Raw genomic sequence first — 19,143 nt, 5'->3', positions numbered from 1 at the left:
CCACCCCCGCCGGAAGTGACCCACGTCACTTCCCTTCAGTGTTGGCATGGCGACAGTCCCGGTGTCACTATTTACCCACGTCCACCCTGCCCAAAAATTGCTACGAGGCAGTGGACCGCGTGTCGCCGCCGCCCGTCTGCGCAAAGACAGACCGGATCCATACGCGCACGGCACCCGCTCTTACCGCATCGGACCAGCCACTTGCCTGGGTGCTCCGCGTCGATGCCCAGCCGATCAAGCTCCCTGCCACGTGCGGTGGTTGACGCTCCGTGCCACATGACGCCCTGCGTCATTCCTCATCCCAGAACTCTGGACGACGCGATCCCGCACCACCATCCGATCGCCGTCTCATGACCATCCGATCTCCGTGCACAAAAAGACAAAGGGAGCTGAGTGCGTTGACACCACCGACCTCAGCGGAGCGGGTCTCAGAAAGCCACCGGACCCGCTCAGTCGGCATCGGCCGCGCTCACGCCAAGGCCATCCTGCTCGGGGAGCACGCGGTCGTCTACGGAGCTCCGGCGCTCGCTCTTCCGATTCCGCAGCTCGCGGTCACGGCAAGCGCCGGGTGGTCCTCCCACTCCCGCGACAGCGACCTGTCGTACACGATGACCGGCTCCGCCTCGCGGGCCCTGGTCACCCAGGCCTCCGACGGTCTGCGCCGGCTGACCGAGGAGTTCAAGGCGCGGATGGGCGTGACCGGCAGGCCGCACCTCGACGTGATCCTCGACGGTGCGATCCCGCACGGCCGGGGCCTCGGCTCCAGCGCGGCGAGCTCGCGCGCGATCGCGTTCGCGCTCGCCGACCTGTTCGGCCGTGAACTGACCGAGACCACCGCGTTCGAGCTGGTGCAGACGGCCGAGAACATGGCACACGGCAGGGCCAGCGGTGTCGACGCCATGACCGTCGGCGCCTCCCGCCCGCTGCTGTTCCAGGCGGGCCGGACCCGGGAACTGAAGCTCGGCTGCGACGGGTTGTTCATCGTCGCCGACAGCGGCGAGCCGGGCAGCACGAAGGAGGCCGTCGAGCTGCTGCGGAACGGCTTCCACCGGCATGCCGGAGCGCAGCGGAGGTTCGTGGACCGGGCGGCCGAGCTGACCGAGGCGGCCCGGCAGGACCTGGCCGACGGCAAGCCCGAGGAACTCGGCACGCGGATGACGGACTATCACGCACTGCTGCGTGCGGCCGGTCTCAGTACCGACCGGATCGAGGCACTGGTCGACGCCGCGCTCCGGGCCGGCGGCCTCGGCGCCAAGATCACCGGCGGTGGTCTGGGCGGCTGCGTGATCGCACTGGCCCAGCCGGAGCGGGGCCGGGAGGTCACCCGGCAGCTGCACGAGGCCGGCGCCGTACAGACCTGGGTCGTACCGCTGAAGGGGCTCGACAAACATGCGCCGTGAACACCCGACCACTGTGCTCCGACCGCCGGAGCAGGACACCGCGGGAACCGCCACCGCGGTCGCGCACCCGAACATCGCGCTGATCAAGTACTGGGGCAAGCGCGACGAACGCCTGGTCCTGCCCTGGACCGGCAGCCTGTCGATGACGCTGGACGTCTTCCCGACGACCACCCGGGTCCGGCTCGACGCCGAGGCCGGGCACGACGAGGCGATCCTCAACGGCGTGCCCGCGACGGGCGAGGCACGGCGACGCATCACCGCCTTCCTGGAGCTGGTGCGGGAGCTGGCCGGGCGCCCCGAGCGGGCCGTCGTGGACACCGGGAACACCGTGCCCACCGGGGCCGGACTGGCCTCCTCCGCCAGCGGGTTCGCCGCCCTCGCCGTCGCCGCCGCCGCCGCGTACGGGCTCGACCTGGACGAGGCGGCGCTGTCCCGCCTGGCCCGGCGCGGGTCCGGATCGGCCTCGCGGTCGGTCTTCGGCGGCTTCGCCGTCTGGCACGCCGGCCCGGACACCGGCACGGCCGCGGACGCGGACCTCGGCTCCTACGCCGAGCCGGTACCCACGGCGGACCTCGACCCCGCGCTGGTCATCGCCGTGGTCAACGCCGGCCCCAAGGCCGTCTCCAGCCGGGAGGCCATGCGCCGCACCGTCGACACCTCACCGCTGTACCGGCCATGGGCCGCCTCCAGCAAGGACGACCTGGCGGACATGCGGGCGGCACTGCGACGGGGCGACCTCGAGGCGGTCGGCGAGATCGCGGAGCGCAACGCGCTCGGTATGCACGCGACCATGCTGGCGGCGCGCCCCGCGGTGCGGTACCTGTCGCCGGCCACGGTCACCGTGCTCGACCGCGTGCTGCAGCTCAGGCGGGACGGAGTCGGGGCCTACGCGACCATGGACGCCGGGCCGAACGTGAAGGTGCTGTGCTCTCGCGCGGATGCCGAGCGGGTGGCCGAGGCCGTCCGCGGCGCCGTACCGGACGGCACGGTGCTCGTCGCCGGGCCAGGACGCGGCGCCCGCCTGCTGAACGAGGGCGGACGATGACGCCGCGGCGCACGGTTGTCCGGCACGCCCCGGGCAAGTTGTTCGTCGCGGGCGAGTACGCGGTGGTGGAGCCGGGGAACCCGGCGATCCTGGTGGCGGTCGACCGGCAGGTCACCGTCACCGTGTCCGGCACCGACGCCGGACCGGGCGAGGCCGCCGTCGTGATCTCCTCCGACCTCGGTCCGCAGGCGGTGCCCTGGCGCTGGCACGAGGGCCGGCTCGTGATCTGCGGCGCGGACGACGAACGGCGGGCGCGCGGGACGCTGGCACACGTGGTGTCGGCGGTCGAGACCGTGGGCCGGCTGCTGACCGAACGCGGCCTGCCCGTGCCCGTGCTGAGCGTATCGGTCAGCAGCCGGCTGCACGACAACGGCAGGAAGTACGGCCTGGGCTCCAGCGGCGCGGTGACCGTGGCGACCGTCGCGGCCGTGGCGTCCTTCTGCGGGCTCCAGCTGTCGGCCGATGACCGGTACCGGCTGGCCATGCTCGCCACGGCACAGCTCGACCCCAAGGCCTCCGGCGGTGACCTCGCCGCCAGCACCTGGGGCGGCTGGATCGCCTACCAGGCGCCCGACCGGGCCTTCGTGCTCGACCTGGCCCGGCGCGTGGGCGTCGACCGGACGCTGAGCGCGCCCTGGCCGGGTCACGAGGTGCGCCGGCTGCCCGCGCCCGACGGCCTGTCCCTGGAGGTCGGCTGGACCGGAGAGCCCGTCTCCACCGCGTCCCTCGTGTCCGGCCTGCACCGCCGCACCTGGCGGGGCAGCGCCTCCCACCAGAGGTTCGTCGAGACCACCAACGGCTGTGTACGTGCCGCGGTCACCGCGCTCGAGGCCGGCGACCGCCAGGGCCTGCTGCACCAGATCCGCAGGGCCCGTAAGGAGCTGGCCCGCCTGGACGGCGAGGTCGGCCTCGGCATCTTCACGACCAAACTGACGCGGCTCTGCGACGCCGCCGAGGCCGTCGGCGGCGCGGCCAAGCCCTCCGGGGCGGGGGGCGGCGACTGCGGTATCGCCCTGCTGGACGCCGAGGCGTCACGGGACATCTCACACGTACGGCAACGGTGGGCCACGGCCGGGGTGCTTCCCCTGCCCATTCGTCCCGCCCTGGAAGGGATCGAGGAATGAGCGCACAACGCAAGGACGACCACGTCCGGCTCGCCATCGAGCAGCAGGACGTACCCCGCGGGGTCAACCAGTTCGACGAGGTGTCGTTCGTCCACCACGCCCTGGCCGGCATCGACCGCCCGGACGTGTCCCTGGCCACGGCCTTCGCCGGCATCTCCTGGCCGGTGCCGGTCTACATCAACGCGATGACCGGCGGCAGCGCCAAGACCGGTGTCATCAACCGGGACCTGGCCATCGCCGCCCGGGAGGCCGGGGTGCCGATCGCGTCGGGATCCATGAACGCGTACTTCAAGGACCCGTCGTGCGCGGACACGTTCAGCGTGCTGCGCAAGGAGAACCCGGACGGGTTCGTCATGGCGAACGTCAACGCGACGGCGTCGGTCGAGAACGTGTGGCGCGCCATCGAGCTCATCCAGGCCAACGCCCTGCAGATCCACATCAACACCGCGCAGGAAACGGCGATGCCGGAGGGCGACCGGTCGTTCTCGTCCTGGATCCCGCAGATCGAGAAGATCGCGGCGGCCGTCGACATCCCCGTGATCGTCAAGGAGGTCGGCAACGGCCTGAGCCGGCAGACCGTCCTGACGCTGCGGGACCTCGGCGTGCGGGTGGCCGATGTCGCCGGGCGGGGCGGCACCGACTTCGCCCGCATCGAGAACGACCGCCGGGAGCTCGGCGAGTACGCCTTCCTGCACGGCTGGGGACAGTCCGCCCCCGCCTGCCTCCTGGACGCGCAGGGCGTCGGCCTGCCCCTGCTCGCCTCCGGAGGCGTCCGCGACCCGCTCGACGTCGCCCGCGCCCTGGCGCTCGGCGCCTGCGGCGTCGGAGCCTCCGGCGGATTCCTGCGCACCCTGCTCGACGGCGGCGTATCCGCGCTGGTCGACCAGCTCACCACCTGGCTCGACCAGCTGGCGGCGCTGCAGACGATGCTCGGCGCGCGCACCCCCGCCGACCTGACGCGCTGCGATCTGCTGATCCACGGCTCCCTTCGTTCCTTCTGCGCCGACCGAGGCATCGAGACGGGGCCGCTCGCCCGGCGTTCCAGCTCCGCCGAGACCTCCCACGAGACGACGGGAAGCACACGATGACCGAAGCACACGCCATAGCCGGGGTCCCGATGCGGTGGGTGGGACCCCTTCGCATCTCCGGGAACGTCACCACCACCGAGACCCACGTCCCGCTCGCCACCTACGAGTCGCCGCTGTGGCCGTCGGTGGGCCGTGGCGCGAAGGTCTCCATGCTGGCCGAGAAGGGCATCGTCGCCACCCTCGTCGACGAGCGGATGACGCGTTCGGTGCTCGTCGAGGCGACGGACGCGCAGACGGCGTACACGGCCGCGCGGACCATCGAGGCGCGCATCGACGAGCTGCGCGAGGTGGTGCGCGGCTGCAGCCGGTTCGCCCAGCTGATCGGCATCCGGCACGAGATCAACGCCAACCTGCTGTTCATCCGGTTCGAGTTCTCCACCGGCGACGCCTCCGGCCACAACATGGCCACCCTCGCCTCCGACGTGCTCCTGGGGCACCTGCTGGAGACGATCCCGGGCATCTCCTACGGGTCGATCTCCGGAAACTACTGCACGGACAAGAAGGCCACCGCGATCAACGGCATCCTCGGCCGCGGCAAGAACGTGGTCACGGAACTGCTCGTGCCGCGTGACGTGGTCGAGAACGTCCTGCACACCACGGCGGCCAAGGTCGTCGAGCTGAACATCCGCAAGAACATGCTCGGCACCCTGCTCGCCGGCGGCATCCGCTCGGCCAACGCCCACTTCGCGAACATGCTGCTCGGCTTCTACCTGGCCACCGGCCAGGACGCCGCCAACATCGTCGAGGGCTCCCAGGGCGTCGTCATGGCCGAGGACCGCGACGGCGACCTCTACTTCGCCTGCACGCTGCCCAACCTGATCGTGGGCACGGTGGGCAACGGAAAGGGCCTCGGCTTCGTGGAGACGAACCTGACCCGGCTCGGCTGCCGGGCCGACCGGGCGCCCGGGGAGAACGCGCGCCGGCTCGCCGTCATCGCGGCGGCGACCGTGCTGTGCGGCGAACTCTCCCTGCTCGCGGCACAGACGAACCCCGGCGAACTCATGCGCGCGCACGTGCAGCTGGAACGCGACAACAAGACCGCAAAGGTTGGTGCATAGGGCATGTCCATCTCCATCGGAATCCACGATCTGTCGTTCGCGACAACCGAGTTCGTCCTGCCGCACACCGCGCTCGCCGCGTACAACGGCACCGAGATCGGCAAGTACCACGTGGGCATCGGCCAGGAGTCGATGAGCGTTCCCGCCGCCGACGAGGACATCGTCACCATGGGGGCAGCCGCCGCCGCGCCCATCATCGCCCGGCACGGCACGGACCGGATCCGCACGGTCGTCTTCGCGACCGAGTCGTCGATCGACCAGGCCAAGTCGGCCGGCATCTACGTCCATTCGCTGATCGGGCTGTCGTCGGCCACCCGGGTCGTCGAACTGAAGCAGGCCTGCTACGGCGCGACCGCGGCCCTGCAGTTCGCCATCGGCCTGGTGCGGCGCGACCCCGCGCAGCAGGTCCTCGTGATCGCCGGCGACGTCTCCAAGTACGACCTGGACAGCCCCGGGGAGGCGACGCAGGGCGCCGCGGCGGTGGCCATGCTGGTCGGCGTCGACCCGGCCCTGGTGCGCATCGAGGACCCGTCCGGTCTGTTCACCGCCGACGTCATGGACTTCTGGCGGCCCAACTACCGTGACACCGCCCTGGTCGACGGGCAGGAGTCCATCGGCGCCTACCTGCAGGCCGTCGAGGGCACCTGGAAGGACTACACCGAGCAGGGCGGCCGCTCGCTGCAGGAGTTCGCCGCGTTCTGCTACCACCAGCCGTTCACCAAGATGGCCTACAAGGCCCACCGCCACCTGCTGAACTACTGCGGCCACGACACCGACAACGACGCCATCGCGCGCGCGCTGGGGCAGACCACGGCGTACAACACCGTGATCGGCAACAGCTACACCGCGTCGGTGTACCTGGGCCTGGCGGCGCTGCTCGACCAGGCCGACGACCTGACCGGCCGGTCCATCGGCTTCCTCAGCTACGGCTCCGGCTCCGTCGCCGAGTTCTTCGCGGGGACCGTCGTCGCCGGGTACCAGGAGCACCTGCGGACGGAGGCGAACCGCGAGGCGATCGACCGGCGCAAGCCGGTCGAGTACGCCGAGTACCGGATCCTGCACGAGCACAAGCTCCCGGCCGACGGCGGCGACCACTGCGCTCCGGCGCAGACCAGCGGGCCTTTCCGGCTGGCCGGGATCAGCGGCCACAAGCGCATCTACGAGAAGCGCTAGCGCTCCGCGGGAAGTGCCGCGACGGGCCGTGGCCGTCCATCGTCCGCGGCGCCGTCGTGGCTGGTCGCGCAGTTCCCCGCGCCCCTTCGGGCGCTGCCGGGCCCGTACGCGGGCGGCCCCTGCGGGCTGCCCGCGTACGGGCCCGTCCCGGCCGCGCACCCGCCGGCCATGTCGCACGTGCCGTACGTGCCGCACAGCTATTCACCGACCATGTGAGGGGAGGGCAGCCGCATGAACGACGCAGCGATCCTCGGTACGGGTAGCCCCATCAGAGACGTCAGGATCGTCGGTACGGGTGCCTATGTGCCGGACCGGCTCGTCTCCAACGACGAAGTCGGTGCGCCGGCCGGAGTAGACGACGCCTGGATCATCCGCAAGACCGCGATCCGGGAGCGCCGCTGGGCCGCCGCCGACCAGGCCACGTCGGACCTGGCCACGGCCGCGGCCCGGGCCGCGATGAAGTCGGCCGGCATCACCGCCGAGCAGCTGTCCGTGATCGCGGTCGCCACGTCCACACCGGACCGGCCGCAGCCGCCGACGGCGGCATACGTCCAGCAGAACCTCGGTGCGTCCGGCACCGCGGCGTTCGATGTCAACGCGGTGTGTTCCGGCACGCTGTTCGGGCTCTCCGCGGTCGGCAGCGTGATTCTGCGCCGGGGCGGCTACGCGCTGGTCATCGGCGCGGACGTGTACTCGCGCATCCTGAACCCGGCCGATCGCAGGACGGTCGTGCTGTTCGGGGACGGCGCCGGTGCGATGATCCTCGCGCCCGCCACGCAGGGCCCGGTCGTCCGGCATGTCGCCCTGCACACCTTCGGCGAGTTCTCGAGCCTGATCCGGGTGCCCGCGGGCGGCAGCCGGCAGCCCCTCGACCAGGCCGGCCTCGATGCCGGGCTGCAGTACTTCGCGATGGACGGGCGAGAGGTACGCCGCTTCGTCGTGGAGCAACTGCCGCAGCTGGTCAAGGGGTTCCTCCACGAGGCCGGTGTGGAAGCCGCGGACATCAGCCACTTCATCCCGCATCAGGCCAACGGTGTCATGCTCGACGAGGTCTTCGCGGACCTGCGCATGCCCCGCGCCACCATGCACCGGACGGTGACGCACTACGGCAACACGGGAGCCGCCTCCATCCCGATCACCCTTGACGCGGCCGTCCGTGCGGGCGAGTTCAGTCCGGGCGAGCTGATCCTCCTGGCCGGCTTCGGCGGTGGCATGGCCGCCAGTTTCGCGCTGGTCGAGTGGTGAAGGGCCGGCACGGGACCCCCTCACAGTGACGCCTGGGGCGAGTGCGCCCCGCGCCTCGGCTGCGACGAGGTCGTCACGACCATCCGGCCCCGGGCAGGTGCCGGCCACTGCCGGCACCTCACCTGCCGTCGAGGGCCCGGTGTTCGGCGTAGCGCGCCGGCCACAGTTCGCGCAGGATCCGCAGCTCCTCCCGGGAGAGCGGAACGTCCTCGCGCAGGCGCTCGGGGTGGGCGGGCGGCGGCCCTGCGGGGCGCTGTCGCGGCGGCAGCTCTTCCCCGGCCAAGTGCACCAGGGGATCGTGTGCGGCCCCGAAGGCCACCAGGGACACCCAGAGCCGTCGCACGAGACAGTCCGCCAACGCCCGCCGGCCGTCCCACGGCAACCGTTTCATGTCCCCCCCTTTTTGCCCCTTCGCTCGTAGCCTCCTCCACAGGCTCCCAAGGTCCGCTCGTGGCTCAGTGGAGAACGGCTGCGCCGGGGCCGCCGGGCGGCCTTCTCGTAAAGGTGCTTGAAGCAGCACACGGGAAGCAGCCGTAGACCGCGCAGGCGCGGCCGGCCCCCGGTCTCCGCCCGTTCCCCGTGCGTGGGCCCGTCCCCGGTGCGGGCCTGGCGCACGCCGCCGGCAGCGCGCGCCGGGCCGGCCGTCCGGGCGCCGGGCTCACAGGCCCGCGGCCGCCTTGAGCAGCTCGGCGCGGTCGGTGCGCTCCCAGGTGAAGTCGGGCAGCTCGCGGCCGAAGTGGCCGTACGCCGCGGTCCGGGCGTAGATCGGGCGGAGCAGGTCGAGGTCGCGGATGATGGCGGCCGGACGGAGGTCGAAGACCTCGGTGATGGCGTTCTCGATCTTCTCCGTCTCGACCTTGTGGGTGCCGAAGGTCTCCACGAACAGACCGACCGGCTCGGCCTTGCCGATCGCGTAGGCGACCTGGACCTCGCAGCGGGAGGCCAGGCCGGCCGCCACGACGTTCTTGGCGACCCAGCGCATCGCGTACGCCGCCGAGCGGTCCACCTTGGACGGGTCCTTGCCGGAGAAGGCACCGCCGCCGTGGCGGGCCATGCCGCCGTAGGTGTCGATGATGATCTTGCGGCCGGTCAGGCCGGCGTCGCCCATCGGGCCGCCGATCTCGAAGCGGCCGGTGGGGTTGACCAGCAGCCGGTAGCCCTCGGTCTGCAGCTTGATACCGTCCCGCGCGAGCCGGCTCAGGACGTGACCGACGACCTCCTCGCGGATGTCCGGGGTGAGCAGCGACTCCAGGTCGATGTCGGAGGCGTGCTGCGTGGAGACCACGACCGTGTCCAGCCGCACGGGCTGGTCGCCGTCGTACTCGATGGTGACCTGTGTCTTGCCGTCGGGGCGCAGGTAGGGGATGGTGCCGTCCTTGCGGACCTCGGTGAGGCGACGGGACAGCCGGTGGGCCAGCTCGATGGGCAGCGGCATCAGGTTCGGCGTCTCGTTGGTCGCATAGCCGAACATCAGGCCCTGGTCGCCCGCCCCCTGCTGGTCCAGGGCGTCGTCCTCCTCGCCCTCGACCCGCTGCTCGTACGAGGCGTCGACGCCCTGCGCGATGTCCGGGGACTGGGCGCCGATGGACACCGAGACGCCGCACGAGGCGCCGTCGAAGCCCTTGGCCGACGAGTCGTACCCGATCTCGAGGATGGCGTCGCGCACCAGTTGGGCGATCGGGGCGTAGGCCTGCGTGGTCACCTCGCCGGCGATGTGCACCTGCCCCGTGGTGATCAGGGTCTCCACCGCGACACGCGAGGACGGGTCCTCGCGCAGCAGCGCGTCGAGGACGGTGTCACTGATCCGGTCGGCGATCTTGTCGGGATGTCCCTCGGTGACGGACTCCGAGGTGAACAGACGACGGGACATGTCTCTCCAGATGGTTGCGGGCCCACAGCACGAACGGCGTCAGCGACCCGGGCGAGGTCACCCGTGCCACAGCCACGATGCAGAACCGCGAACGAGGGACTCTCGAACAGCGACGGAACAGCAGTGGACCGGCATCACGTCCCGGGTGCGGCGTCCTGCAGGGCCCGGGCGAGAGCGCGGGCCCGTTCCCGCTCGTCCGCGGACGCGCCGGCGAGCACCACCCGCGGCGGGCGGCCGCCGTCCGCCGCGATCCGCCGGGCGATGTCGCAGGCGCGGACACCGGCACCGGAGAACCCGGCGAGCAGCAGGGACCGGCCGGTGCCGAGCGCCGCGAGGGCGGGGCGTGCCCCGTCGGCGTCCGGGCCGGCGGTGAGCACCAGCAGCTCCTGCGGGCCCGGGTAGGTGCGGGCCAGCAGGTCGTAACAGGTCTCGGGGACGCCCGGCGGCGGGATCAGGCAGATCGTGCCCGCCCGGTCCCGGCGCGCCGCGCGCAGGGTGACCAGCGGGGTGCCCCGGCCGTCCCCGGCGGCTTCGGCCAGGCGCGGTACGGCACTGCCCTCCAGGAGGGCCAGGACCTCCCCGACGGTCGTGGACTCGTCCGCCGACAAGGGCAGCGACCGCAGCAGCAGGGCGCTCTGCGCCAGCAGTTCGGCCACCCCGTCCTCGTCGAGCACGGCCCGGTCGTGCACCCCCGTGAGGACCAGACCGCCCGCGCTGTCGTGGTGGGCGAGCAGCCCGACGGGGGGCACGGAGCGGGCCGGCAGGGCGTCCAGAAGCTCGGCGCGGATGCCGTGGGCGGCGAGCTGGTCCTCCAGGCCGTCCAGCGGATGCGGCGGATCCTCGAAGACGATGACGGTGCAGGCGTCCGCGCCGCCGCCGCTCCAGGCACGGATCCAGTCGGCGGGCACCCACTCGTAGGCGGCCATGTCCAGGGCGCGGTCGCGCAGTTGCCGCAGCAGACGCGGCACGGTGCCCGCCGGGTCCACCTCGACGGTCATCAGCAGGTGGTTGCGCAGCGGCCCCGGCATCCGGGCCACGCCGTCGAGCGCGATGCCACGCCCCGGCACGGACACCGCGAAACAGACCGGGGCCGGTCCGGTGGCGCCGGAGGCACGGTGGATCAGCATGGCCCAGACGGCCTGCAGCACACTGCTCTCCGCGGTGCCCCAGATGCCCGCCCAGTGCGCGAGACGGGTCGTCTCCACGAGGTCCAGGCGCAGCCGGGCACGGCCGACGCCGGTCAGGCCGGCCCTTCCGGCGGACCGGACCGGCCGGGACGCCGCACCGTCGGGCGGCGCGCTGAGCGTCCAGAACTCCCGGGCGGGCTCCGGGTCCTGGCCGGCGACCCAGGCCGTGTAGTCGCGCAGGTCGGGGCGGCGCTCACCACCGGGCAGGGTGCCGCCCGCGAGATAGGCGCGGTAGAACGCGCGCAGCAGGATGTGCGCGCTCCAGGTGTCGAGCAGGGCCCGGTGGTAGGTGACCAGGATCCGGGTGGGTGCGACGGTGCCCGCGGTCCGGTTCTGCTCCGTCTCCAGCAGCGTCAGGCGCAGTGCTCCGGGGCGGCGCAGGTCGAAGCCGCGCAGCCGGTCGCGCTCCAGGAGGGCGGACCAGTCGCCGTCGTGGAGGGTCCGGCGGGTGATCTCGGGCACGACCCGCTCGCACACCACGAGCAGCGGTTCCGGGCCCCCGGTGAACGCGGTGCGCAGCACCGTCTCGCAGTCGAAGACCGACTGCCAGGAGGCGGTGAAGCGTCCGACGTCGAGCGGGCCGTGCCAGATCCATACGAGTTGCTCGACATGGCGTCCGGTGCCGGGCTGCGCATCGCCGCCCCGGTACAGCGCCGACTGCTGGGGGGTGGCCCGGAAGGCGGGCGGGATCGGGGCGGCGGGTGCGTCGGCCAGCTCCTGCAGCAGCTCCCGCAGCAGGTGCTCGAGGGCGCCCACGGAGGTGTCGGTGATGCCTGCCGCGTGGTCGGTCACCCAGTCGAGACCGATGTGCAGCCTGCCGTCGCGGACCTGGGCCCGCACCTCGACACGGTGCGCGGGCCGGCCCGGTGCGCCGCCGGACACGGGCCGGGCGGAGCATGGCAGTGGCTCGCCGGGTTCGTCGAGGGTCAGACAGGCCTGGGCGGGTGCCAGGTCGCGCAGGGCACGGCGCAGCGACGGATCGGGGCTCCACTCGCGGCAGGCCCCGAAGCCCGCGCCGCCCCCGGCGCGGCCGGCGCAGGAAGCCAGGGGACCTGCCAGAGCGGTCAGTTGACCGAGGGGGTCGACGCCGGGGTCCGGGGTGAGATGAACCGGGTACGGGTCGGTGAGCCGGCCCACGTGGCGTCGCAGGCTCCGGCGGCCGGCCCGCGGGTCGCTGCGTACGTCGAAGCCGGCCTCGTCGGATCCCTGCCAGCGGGTGAGGGCCAGGGCGAACACACCGGTCAGCAGCTGTCCGGTGGTCAGCGCGAGCCGTCGGGCCAGGCCGTGGGTGATCCGCTCGGTCGGGCCCTCGTCCAGGGTGAACCCGCTGTGCCGGACCTCCCCCGGCGCGGTGTCCGGGGCGTGTGCCGGGGCAGCGTCGGGCCCGTCGCCCGGTCCGGTCACCCGAACGGGCCGGTGGACGCCGGCCGACCGGGACCTGCGCTCGGCGACAAGGCTCCAGTGCTGGACTTCGGCGGAGTCACGGGCCAGCTCGCGCAGTTCGGTGACCCAGTCGGTCAGGCCGTCCGGCGCGGGCTGCGGCCGCGTCGGGGCCTTGCCGGCGGCCGTGCCGAGGGCTGCGGTCAGGTCGTCGAGCAGGATGCGCCAGGATCCGGCGTCCACCGCGAGCTCATGGGTGACCACGGCGAGCCGGTCGGTACGCGGTTCGGCCGGACGGCGGTCCCTGGCGAGCAGGACCCGCAGCTGGATGCCGGCGTACGCGTCGAGCGTGCGACCGGTCGAGGCCAGGAGCGCGGCGAAACCGGCCTCGTCGGTGAACTCCTCCTCCACCAGCGGATCCTGGCCGCTCGCGGCCTCGTCCCCGGCCGCCGCGGTGCGCCAGCCGTCCGCGGCGGCGAGGCGGGAGCGCAGCTGGGGGTGGGCGGCCACGACGGCGCGCAGCGCCTCGCGCAGCGCGCCCGTGTCCAGGGGGGCCGCTGGTTCGACCAGCATCGCCTCGTAACGGTGTTCTCCGTCGCGTGCGAGGGCCGCGCGCTGCGCGGGGGTCAGCGGGCGGTCGGCGGCCGGCGGCGGTTCGGTGAGCCGGTCGGCGATGCGGCCCGCGACGAAGGCGGCGGGCGCTCCCTGCGGTGCGGAGAACCGCAGCGTGTGGTGGTCGGGGCCGTGCCGCAACAGCCGGTGCCGCCAGGCGGGCCGGGCCGGGTCACCGGCGGTGAGCTCGCCCAGGAGGTGTTCCAGTGCGGCGGCGTCGAGCGGCCCGCGCAGCTCGAGGTCCCACGGCGCTGGGTACGGAGGGGGCCCGGGGTCGACGACCACGGAGATCGGCGCGTGCGGGAAGCGGTGAACAGTCATGGTGTCCGGGGGTGTGCGGTCCGCTGCGGGTGGCCGGATACCCTCTCTCCTTTCCGCGGTCGCGGGACGAGCATGGGCGCGTGAACGGCCCGGGCACCGTGCCCGGTGGCCGCCGTCCGGACCGGGAGTCGCGCGCAGGCCCGGTGAGGCCGGGACGGGCCGTGCTGCCTCTCCCCCATGACGGCCTCCTGGCTTGCCCGCGTCCACAACGGTCGGGATGAGCACGCTAATGGCAGTACGCGCCCGAAGTCCGTTTCCCCGAGCGGGTATGCAGCGGTGTCCGAGCCGGGCCCGAGAAGGGCAGGCGGCTGTGTGCGCGAAGGAGCCGGTCCGGTGGGTGAGACACGCGCGCCGGGGGCCGGTGGGAGCGGTGGCGGGACGTCCGGGTGGCGTCTGCGTCGAATGCCGGACGGTCGTCCCGGCCGACGAGGCCTCGCACAGGTCGGAAGTGCCGCGGAGGCGGGCCGAGGAGCGGCAGGGCCGCGCCGGGCGGGAACCACGGTACCGGCACCTGACGCGGCACTGCCGCTGATTCCGTCCTGGCTCGACCCGCTTACCAGGGCCTGCCGCGAAAGTCCCGTCGTCCGCCCGAAGGGCGGGTCCCGCGGCGTCCGGTGCGAACTCTCGGTGTGCCGGCCGGAAATCCGGCAGCCCATCCGACGCAGGCGGGACCGTCACAGCATGCGGACGGCGCTCTCCGCGTGCTGCTTGGCCAGGGTGAGCAGGGCCAGGCAGTTCCGGCCGAGCGCCTCACGCACATGCCGTCGGGCGTGTGCGAGGCCCGCGCCCTCGCCCAGTACGGCGGTGATGTTCTCCTCGCACAGCACGACGCTCTGCTTCGACGTGAGGGTCACCCCCGTCTCGTCCGGGACGACGGACCATTCGCCGGTGTGCGCCTCCAGCAGCGGGAGGGTGGCAGTCTGCTTGTAGATGATGCGGCCCGCGTGCGGGAAGCAGATCCGCACCGATGCGGTGGTGTGCGTTCCGGTGTCGGTCTGCGTCTCCATGGTCATGCGCTGCACTCCGGGTGCCTCCTCGGTGAGGTCGGCCCGGGTGACGTGGGGCACCAGCTCGGGCCAGTCCCCGGCCCGGTAGAGGAAGTCGTAGGCCAGCTCGGCCGGGCCGTTGACGCGCACCGAGTCCTCGAAGGACAGCACCAGGTCGTCCAGGCGCGTCCACCGCTCGGCGAAGCTCTTGAGGTCGGCGAGCTGAGTACGGCTGGCCAGGTCGGCGACCCGCTCCACCCACGCCGCGTCGTCGGGCAGGTCGTCGGTGACGCTGAAGTCGTACAGCAGCTCGAGCTCGGAGCGGTACGGGCTTTCGTAACGTACGTTCAAGGTGCCGCCCATCGCGGTCAGCGGGGACGCGGGCAGCTCCTGCCGGAACTCGATGCGGCGCTCCACCGGGTCCATGTGTCGCCACGAGATCCACGACTTCAGCTGCCCGTCCATGAGGACCCACATCCGCAGGCGCTCCCGCTCGCCGTCGAACTCCAGGCGCTCCACATGGACGCTCGGGGAGAAGTAGAGCGGCAACTTCGCCGTATCGGCAAGCACTGCGTAGACCACACCCGCGGGCGCGGACACATGCGCATGGCGCTTCGCCCTGTCGACACGCTCACCAGACATCTGAGCACCTCCTTCTTCACTCGCCGGCCGGGACGCGAACAGAGTCCGGACTGCGCAATGACGACCCTGATCCGGTGGCCGGAGCACGGGGATCAGCCGACGGGCACGGGCTCCCGGACGAGCCGGCGGGCGACGCGGCAGGCCCGGCCCAGCAGCCGGGGCAGTTCACGGCCGCCGCGTACGAAGAAGTGGCGCCCGGGGACGGTGCGCGACCAGACGGGTCCCTCGGTCCACTGGCGCCAGCTGCCGGTTGTCGAGAGCGGGGCCAGCGGGTTGTCCTGCGAGGCGACGACGAGCACCGGGGTGGTGAGCGGGCCGGCCGGGGAGGGCCTGCCGGCCGCCTCGTGCACGGCCTGGGCCAGCTGCAGGTCGGCGCGGAGCACCGGCAGCACGGCCCGGAGCCAGATCCCTTCGTCGCTGGTGGGCGGCACGGCGCCCGTGCCGCTGAGGACATGCAGCAGTTCGGCATCCGTGGCCCGGCGGGCATCCGGCAGCTCGGAGGGCAGGTGCGGCGGCGACCAGGCGCCGACGGCAAGGAGCGCCGGGCCCGGCAGACCCGCCTCGCGCAGGGCGCGCGTCACGGTGAGCGCGATCATCGCACCGAAACCGTGCCCGTACAGGACGTACGGGCCGGGCTGCGCGTCGGTGAACAGCGGCAGCACATCGGCGAGCAGGGCCTCGTGCGTGGTCAGCCTCGGTTCGCTCAGCCGCGGTGTGCAGCCCGGCAGGAGGACCGGGACCGGCTGCACGCCGGGTCCGACGCTCGCCGCCCAGCCGTCGAAGACGGAGACGCCCTCAGCGGAGTGCGCGAAACAGTGCAGTCGCACTGGCGGTTCGTCCGGCATGGCATCCTCCTCTACGTCCGCTCCTGGTACCACGGGGCGGGGTTCGAGCATCGCCGGACAGCCTCGAATCGCACTCGAGGCCGGGCCGAGGCGGCGGCTCGGGATGCGAACCGCTGCGAAAGCACCGGGGGTTCCGCCCGGACCGGCCCGGGCCCGCGACGCCCGGCACGGCCGGATCACCCGGGTCCGAGGTGATCCGAAGGACACCCCTAGGCCGCGTACCGGTCGAAGGTGGAGCCGCGGCGCGGACCGGCCATCACGTCGAGTTCGGGATCGACCGCGAGCATGGCCTGGTGCAGGCGCTGCAGCTGCGGTGAGGGTTCCACGCCGAGCTCCTCTATCAGCCGCGTCCGCAGCTTCCGGTACACGTCCAGGGCGGAAGCCTGCCGTCCGGACCGGTACAGGGCCACCATCGCCTGCGCGTGCAGGCCCTCGTGCTGAGGGTGGCGGGCGATCAGGTCGGTGAGCTCGGCGATCAGTTCCGCGTGCCGGCCGAGCCGCAGATCGGCGTCGATCCGCCGCTCGACGGTGACCAGCCGGGACTCCTCCAGCCGCGTGACTTCGATCTCCAGGATCGGACCGAGGCGTACGTCCACCAGCGCGGGCCCCTGCCACAGGGCGAGGGCCTGCCGGAAACAGCGGGCAGCCCGTTCGTCCTCACCCTGTTCGAAGGCCTCCTGGCCTTCGGCAACCAGGCGCTCATAGGTGTGCACGTCCACGGACTCCGGCGGGATCTGCAGCAGATAGCCGCCGTGCCGCGTGGCCAGAACGTTCTTCGCCGCACCCGGCGCGTCGGGTCCCATCGCGGTGCCGAGGCAGCGGCGCAGCTGCATGATGTACGTCTGCAGCGTGGTCATCGCGCTCTGCGGCAACTCCGTCTGCCAGATCTCCTCCATCAGCGTCGACACAGGCACGACGCGGCTCGGATACAGCGCGAGCAGCGCGAGAATCTGTCGGGGCTTTCCGGCTGTCGGGACGATCGAGTCCCCGTTCACGGCGGCACACAGCGGACCCAAAACCTGAATCTCCATGGTTCCCTCCGTTCGTCGTCGGGCACTCCCGATGGCCGAAAGTCGTCGGCGAACTGACACGCTAGCCCTCCCCACACCGGAGGTATCGGTTCCTTCAGTGGCATTTGAGCAATCCTCAAAGAACAGACATTAGGGAAGCCGTCATTCGAGAAACGCAGAAGAAAGCCCTGAGAATTCGGCCAGGAGAACACGCCGGCGACTCGGAAGTCCCTGCTCATGCCCCGGGCTCTTCAGGCGAGCCTGTGGTGAACAGACCGAGTGCCCGCTACCGCTCGGGGGACGCCAGCCGTGACCGCGCCTGTGCGGGTACGGCAGTCGACGGCCGCGAGCCGGAGCCCACCGACGCGCCCAGGTCCCGCCGGCCGGTGAGCCGCGGCAGCAACAACTCCCAGAACCGGGTGACGTTCTGCTGGGACAGCCAGGAGGCATCCCGGCCGCCGAGCACTTCCAGACCCACGGTCGCGGCGACGATGACACGGGCGGCGTCCCCCCAGGACACCCCCTCCGCCAGCACACCGCCGCGCTCGGCCCGGCGCAGACTGTCCTCGACCCAGCGCTGCCACTCCTTCCGCAGCGGGGACTTCGTACGGCGCGCGATGTCACCGGCGAGCTCGAAGCCGCCGCGGACCACGACGTCCTGGTCCAGGACGGCCATCAGCTCGTGCGTGGCGTCCACCACCGACTGCAGGGGGTCGCGCTGGCGGGCCTGCGCCGCCTCGGTGAGCCGGCGAACGGTCTCGGCGGCCTCCGCCTCGACCGCTTCGGCGAGCATGCTCTTGTTGGCGAAGTGGAAGTGCAGCGCCCCGTTGCTGACACCGGCCCGTTGACTGATGGCGCCCAGCGATGCGGGGACGAAGCCCACCTCGGCGAACACCTCGGCCGCGGCCTGGATCAGCGAACGCCGCGTGCGTACGGCTCGCTCCTGTTTGACCATGTGCTGCCTCCTGAGCAACGGGACGCCGAAAGCCGGCAGGACACCGACATCTCATGCCCCTTGCTACGTACACCTAGTGTGAGGGTGTTGTGCTCACGGAACCGCAGGTCGGTGCGGGCACGGCCACGCAGAGTCGTACCCACAGACTAACAAACCGCTTAGACGGTATGACATAGCGGGGAACGAACACGGCACGCCGGAGTGATGTGAAGACGACTGAGGGGCCGCCCCGTGGCAGCCCCTCAGTCAGTGACCATGCTCTCCTGCGCCGCTGTGGCGACGACCCGCCACTCACGGGTCAGTTGACGTGTGACGGGCGTCCGCTGCCCGCACGGGCGGAGGGGACGGGAACCGTGGCGGGCCTTTGCTGCTCCGCCGCCAGCGGAGTCTCCGGCGCGGCCATCAGGATCGACTGCTGGAGCCGGCGCAGCCGCGCCGAGGGCTCCAGGCCCAGGTCCCGTACGAGGGTGCTGCGCAGCCGGTGGTAGACGTCGAGGGCCTCGCCGCGCCGACCCGAGCGGTGCAGCGCCAGCATGAACTGGGCGTGCAAATTCTCGTGGGCGCGGTAACGCCTCGTCAGCACGGTGAGTTCCGAGAGCAGTTCGCGGTGGCGGCCCAGCCGGAGGTCGGCCTCGATGCGCTGATCGAGGGCGCACAGCCGGCTCTCCTCCAGCCGCTGGGCCTCCATCTCCAGCTGCGCACCGGTCTGCACGTCGGCGAAGGCCGAGCCGGTCCACAGGTCGAGTGCCTCACGCAGCAGGCGCGAGGCGCCCTGGAAGTCTCCCGCGTCGGCGGCACGGTAGCCCAGGCCCGCGAGCTGTTCGAACTCCCGGACGTCGCTGGTGCCGCCACCGGAGACGAGCATGTACCCCCCGGGCGAGGTGACCAGGACGTCCTTGGCGCTGCGCCGCGGGGGCGAAGCGGGTTCGGCGGCCGGCGTCCCCTTCTCCAGCGCCAGGGTGATGAGGTCACGCAGTTGCAGGACGTAGGTCTGCAGCGTGGTGCGCGCACTGCGCGGCGGCCGGCCCGCCCACAACTCGTCGATGAGAGCGGAGACCGGCACCACCTGGTCGGCGTGCAGCGCCAGAAGGGCGAGCACCTGCCGGGGCTTCGGCGCGGTAGGAGCGACGGACACCCCGTTCACCCTGACGTCCAATATGCCCAGTACATCGATCTGCACGCCGTTTCCCCCTAGGTGAGTG

Annotated in this window: 15 protein-coding genes; 7 read left to right on the top strand and 8 right to left on the bottom strand. The window is 72.2% G+C overall.

Annotated elements, in window-relative coordinates:
• The first annotated feature begins 398 nt into the window (after positions 1 to 398).
• From mvk to ACIBBH_RS28260, 7 genes are all read left to right on the top strand, one after another.
• Positions 399 to 1,400, top strand: a complete 1,002-nt coding sequence (gene mvk / locus ACIBBH_RS28290; RefSeq protein WP_399409326.1) for a mevalonate kinase — start codon at positions 399 to 401, stop codon at positions 1,398 to 1,400.
• Positions 1,390 to 2,445: a diphosphomevalonate decarboxylase gene (gene mvaD / locus ACIBBH_RS28285; RefSeq protein ID WP_399409324.1), complete on the top strand. Its 1,056-nt coding sequence runs from the start codon at positions 1,390 to 1,392 to the stop codon at positions 2,443 to 2,445. Before mvk ends, mvaD begins: the two co-directional genes overlap by 11 nt.
• Complete coding sequence (locus ACIBBH_RS28280; protein ID WP_399409322.1) at positions 2,442 to 3,569, top strand: phosphomevalonate kinase; 1,128 nt, start codon at positions 2,442 to 2,444, stop codon at positions 3,567 to 3,569. The genes mvaD and ACIBBH_RS28280 overlap by 4 nt, the downstream gene beginning before the upstream one ends.
• Positions 3,566 to 4,657 (top strand): type 2 isopentenyl-diphosphate Delta-isomerase, encoded by a 1,092-nt coding sequence (gene fni, locus ACIBBH_RS28275; RefSeq protein ID WP_399409320.1) that lies wholly within the window; start codon positions 3,566 to 3,568, stop codon positions 4,655 to 4,657. Before ACIBBH_RS28280 ends, fni begins: the two co-directional genes overlap by 4 nt.
• Positions 4,654 to 5,715: a hydroxymethylglutaryl-CoA reductase gene (locus ACIBBH_RS28270; protein WP_399409318.1), complete on the top strand. Its 1,062-nt coding sequence runs from the start codon at positions 4,654 to 4,656 to the stop codon at positions 5,713 to 5,715. The genes fni and ACIBBH_RS28270 overlap by 4 nt, the downstream gene beginning before the upstream one ends.
• A gap of 3 nt (positions 5,716 to 5,718) precedes the next feature.
• Positions 5,719 to 6,888: a hydroxymethylglutaryl-CoA synthase gene (locus tag ACIBBH_RS28265; protein ID WP_399409316.1), complete on the top strand. Its 1,170-nt coding sequence runs from the start codon at positions 5,719 to 5,721 to the stop codon at positions 6,886 to 6,888.
• A 231-nt stretch (positions 6,889 to 7,119) separates the two neighbouring features.
• Entirely contained in the window at positions 7,120 to 8,133 is a 1,014-nt protein-coding gene (locus ACIBBH_RS28260; protein ID WP_399409314.1) for a 3-oxoacyl-ACP synthase III family protein, read from the top strand.
• A gap of 118 nt (positions 8,134 to 8,251) precedes the next feature.
• Here the strand turns inward: ACIBBH_RS28260 and ACIBBH_RS28255 are convergent, their stop codons facing one another.
• From ACIBBH_RS28255 to ACIBBH_RS28220, 8 genes are all read right to left on the bottom strand, one after another.
• Complete coding sequence (locus ACIBBH_RS28255) at positions 8,252 to 8,524, bottom strand: DUF6059 family protein (RefSeq protein ID WP_399409312.1); 273 nt, start codon at positions 8,522 to 8,524, stop codon at positions 8,252 to 8,254.
• A gap of 267 nt (positions 8,525 to 8,791) precedes the next feature.
• Positions 8,792 to 10,003: a methionine adenosyltransferase gene (gene metK, locus ACIBBH_RS28250; RefSeq protein ID WP_399409310.1), complete on the bottom strand. Its 1,212-nt coding sequence runs from the start codon at positions 10,001 to 10,003 to the stop codon at positions 8,792 to 8,794.
• A 134-nt stretch (positions 10,004 to 10,137) separates the two neighbouring features.
• Entirely contained in the window at positions 10,138 to 13,503 is a 3,366-nt protein-coding gene (locus tag ACIBBH_RS28245) for a condensation domain-containing protein (protein ID WP_399409308.1), read from the bottom strand.
• A gap of 674 nt (positions 13,504 to 14,177) precedes the next feature.
• Entirely contained in the window at positions 14,178 to 15,131 is a 954-nt protein-coding gene (locus ACIBBH_RS28240; protein WP_399409306.1) for an SRPBCC family protein, read from the bottom strand.
• A gap of 92 nt (positions 15,132 to 15,223) precedes the next feature.
• Positions 15,224 to 15,976: a thioesterase II family protein gene (locus tag ACIBBH_RS28235; protein WP_399409304.1), complete on the bottom strand. Its 753-nt coding sequence runs from the start codon at positions 15,974 to 15,976 to the stop codon at positions 15,224 to 15,226.
• Positions 15,977 to 16,185: 209 nt separating this feature from the next.
• Positions 16,186 to 17,007: a BTAD domain-containing putative transcriptional regulator gene (locus ACIBBH_RS28230; RefSeq protein ID WP_399409302.1), complete on the bottom strand. Its 822-nt coding sequence runs from the start codon at positions 17,005 to 17,007 to the stop codon at positions 16,186 to 16,188.
• A gap of 265 nt (positions 17,008 to 17,272) precedes the next feature.
• Entirely contained in the window at positions 17,273 to 17,941 is a 669-nt protein-coding gene (locus ACIBBH_RS28225) for a ScbR family autoregulator-binding transcription factor (protein WP_399409300.1), read from the bottom strand.
• Between the two features lie 298 nt (positions 17,942 to 18,239).
• Positions 18,240 to 19,121 carry a BTAD domain-containing putative transcriptional regulator gene (locus tag ACIBBH_RS28220; RefSeq protein ID WP_399409297.1) on the bottom strand — a complete coding sequence of 294 codons (882 nt, stop codon included), beginning with the start codon at positions 19,119 to 19,121 and terminating at the stop codon, positions 18,240 to 18,242.
• Positions 19,122 to 19,143 lie beyond the last annotated feature (22 nt).

Source organism: Streptomyces sp. NPDC051636, assembly GCF_044453765.1.
Taxonomy (GTDB): Bacteria; Actinomycetota; Actinomycetes; order Streptomycetales; family Streptomycetaceae; genus Streptomyces.
This window is presented reverse-complemented; position numbering and strand designations above follow the sequence as displayed.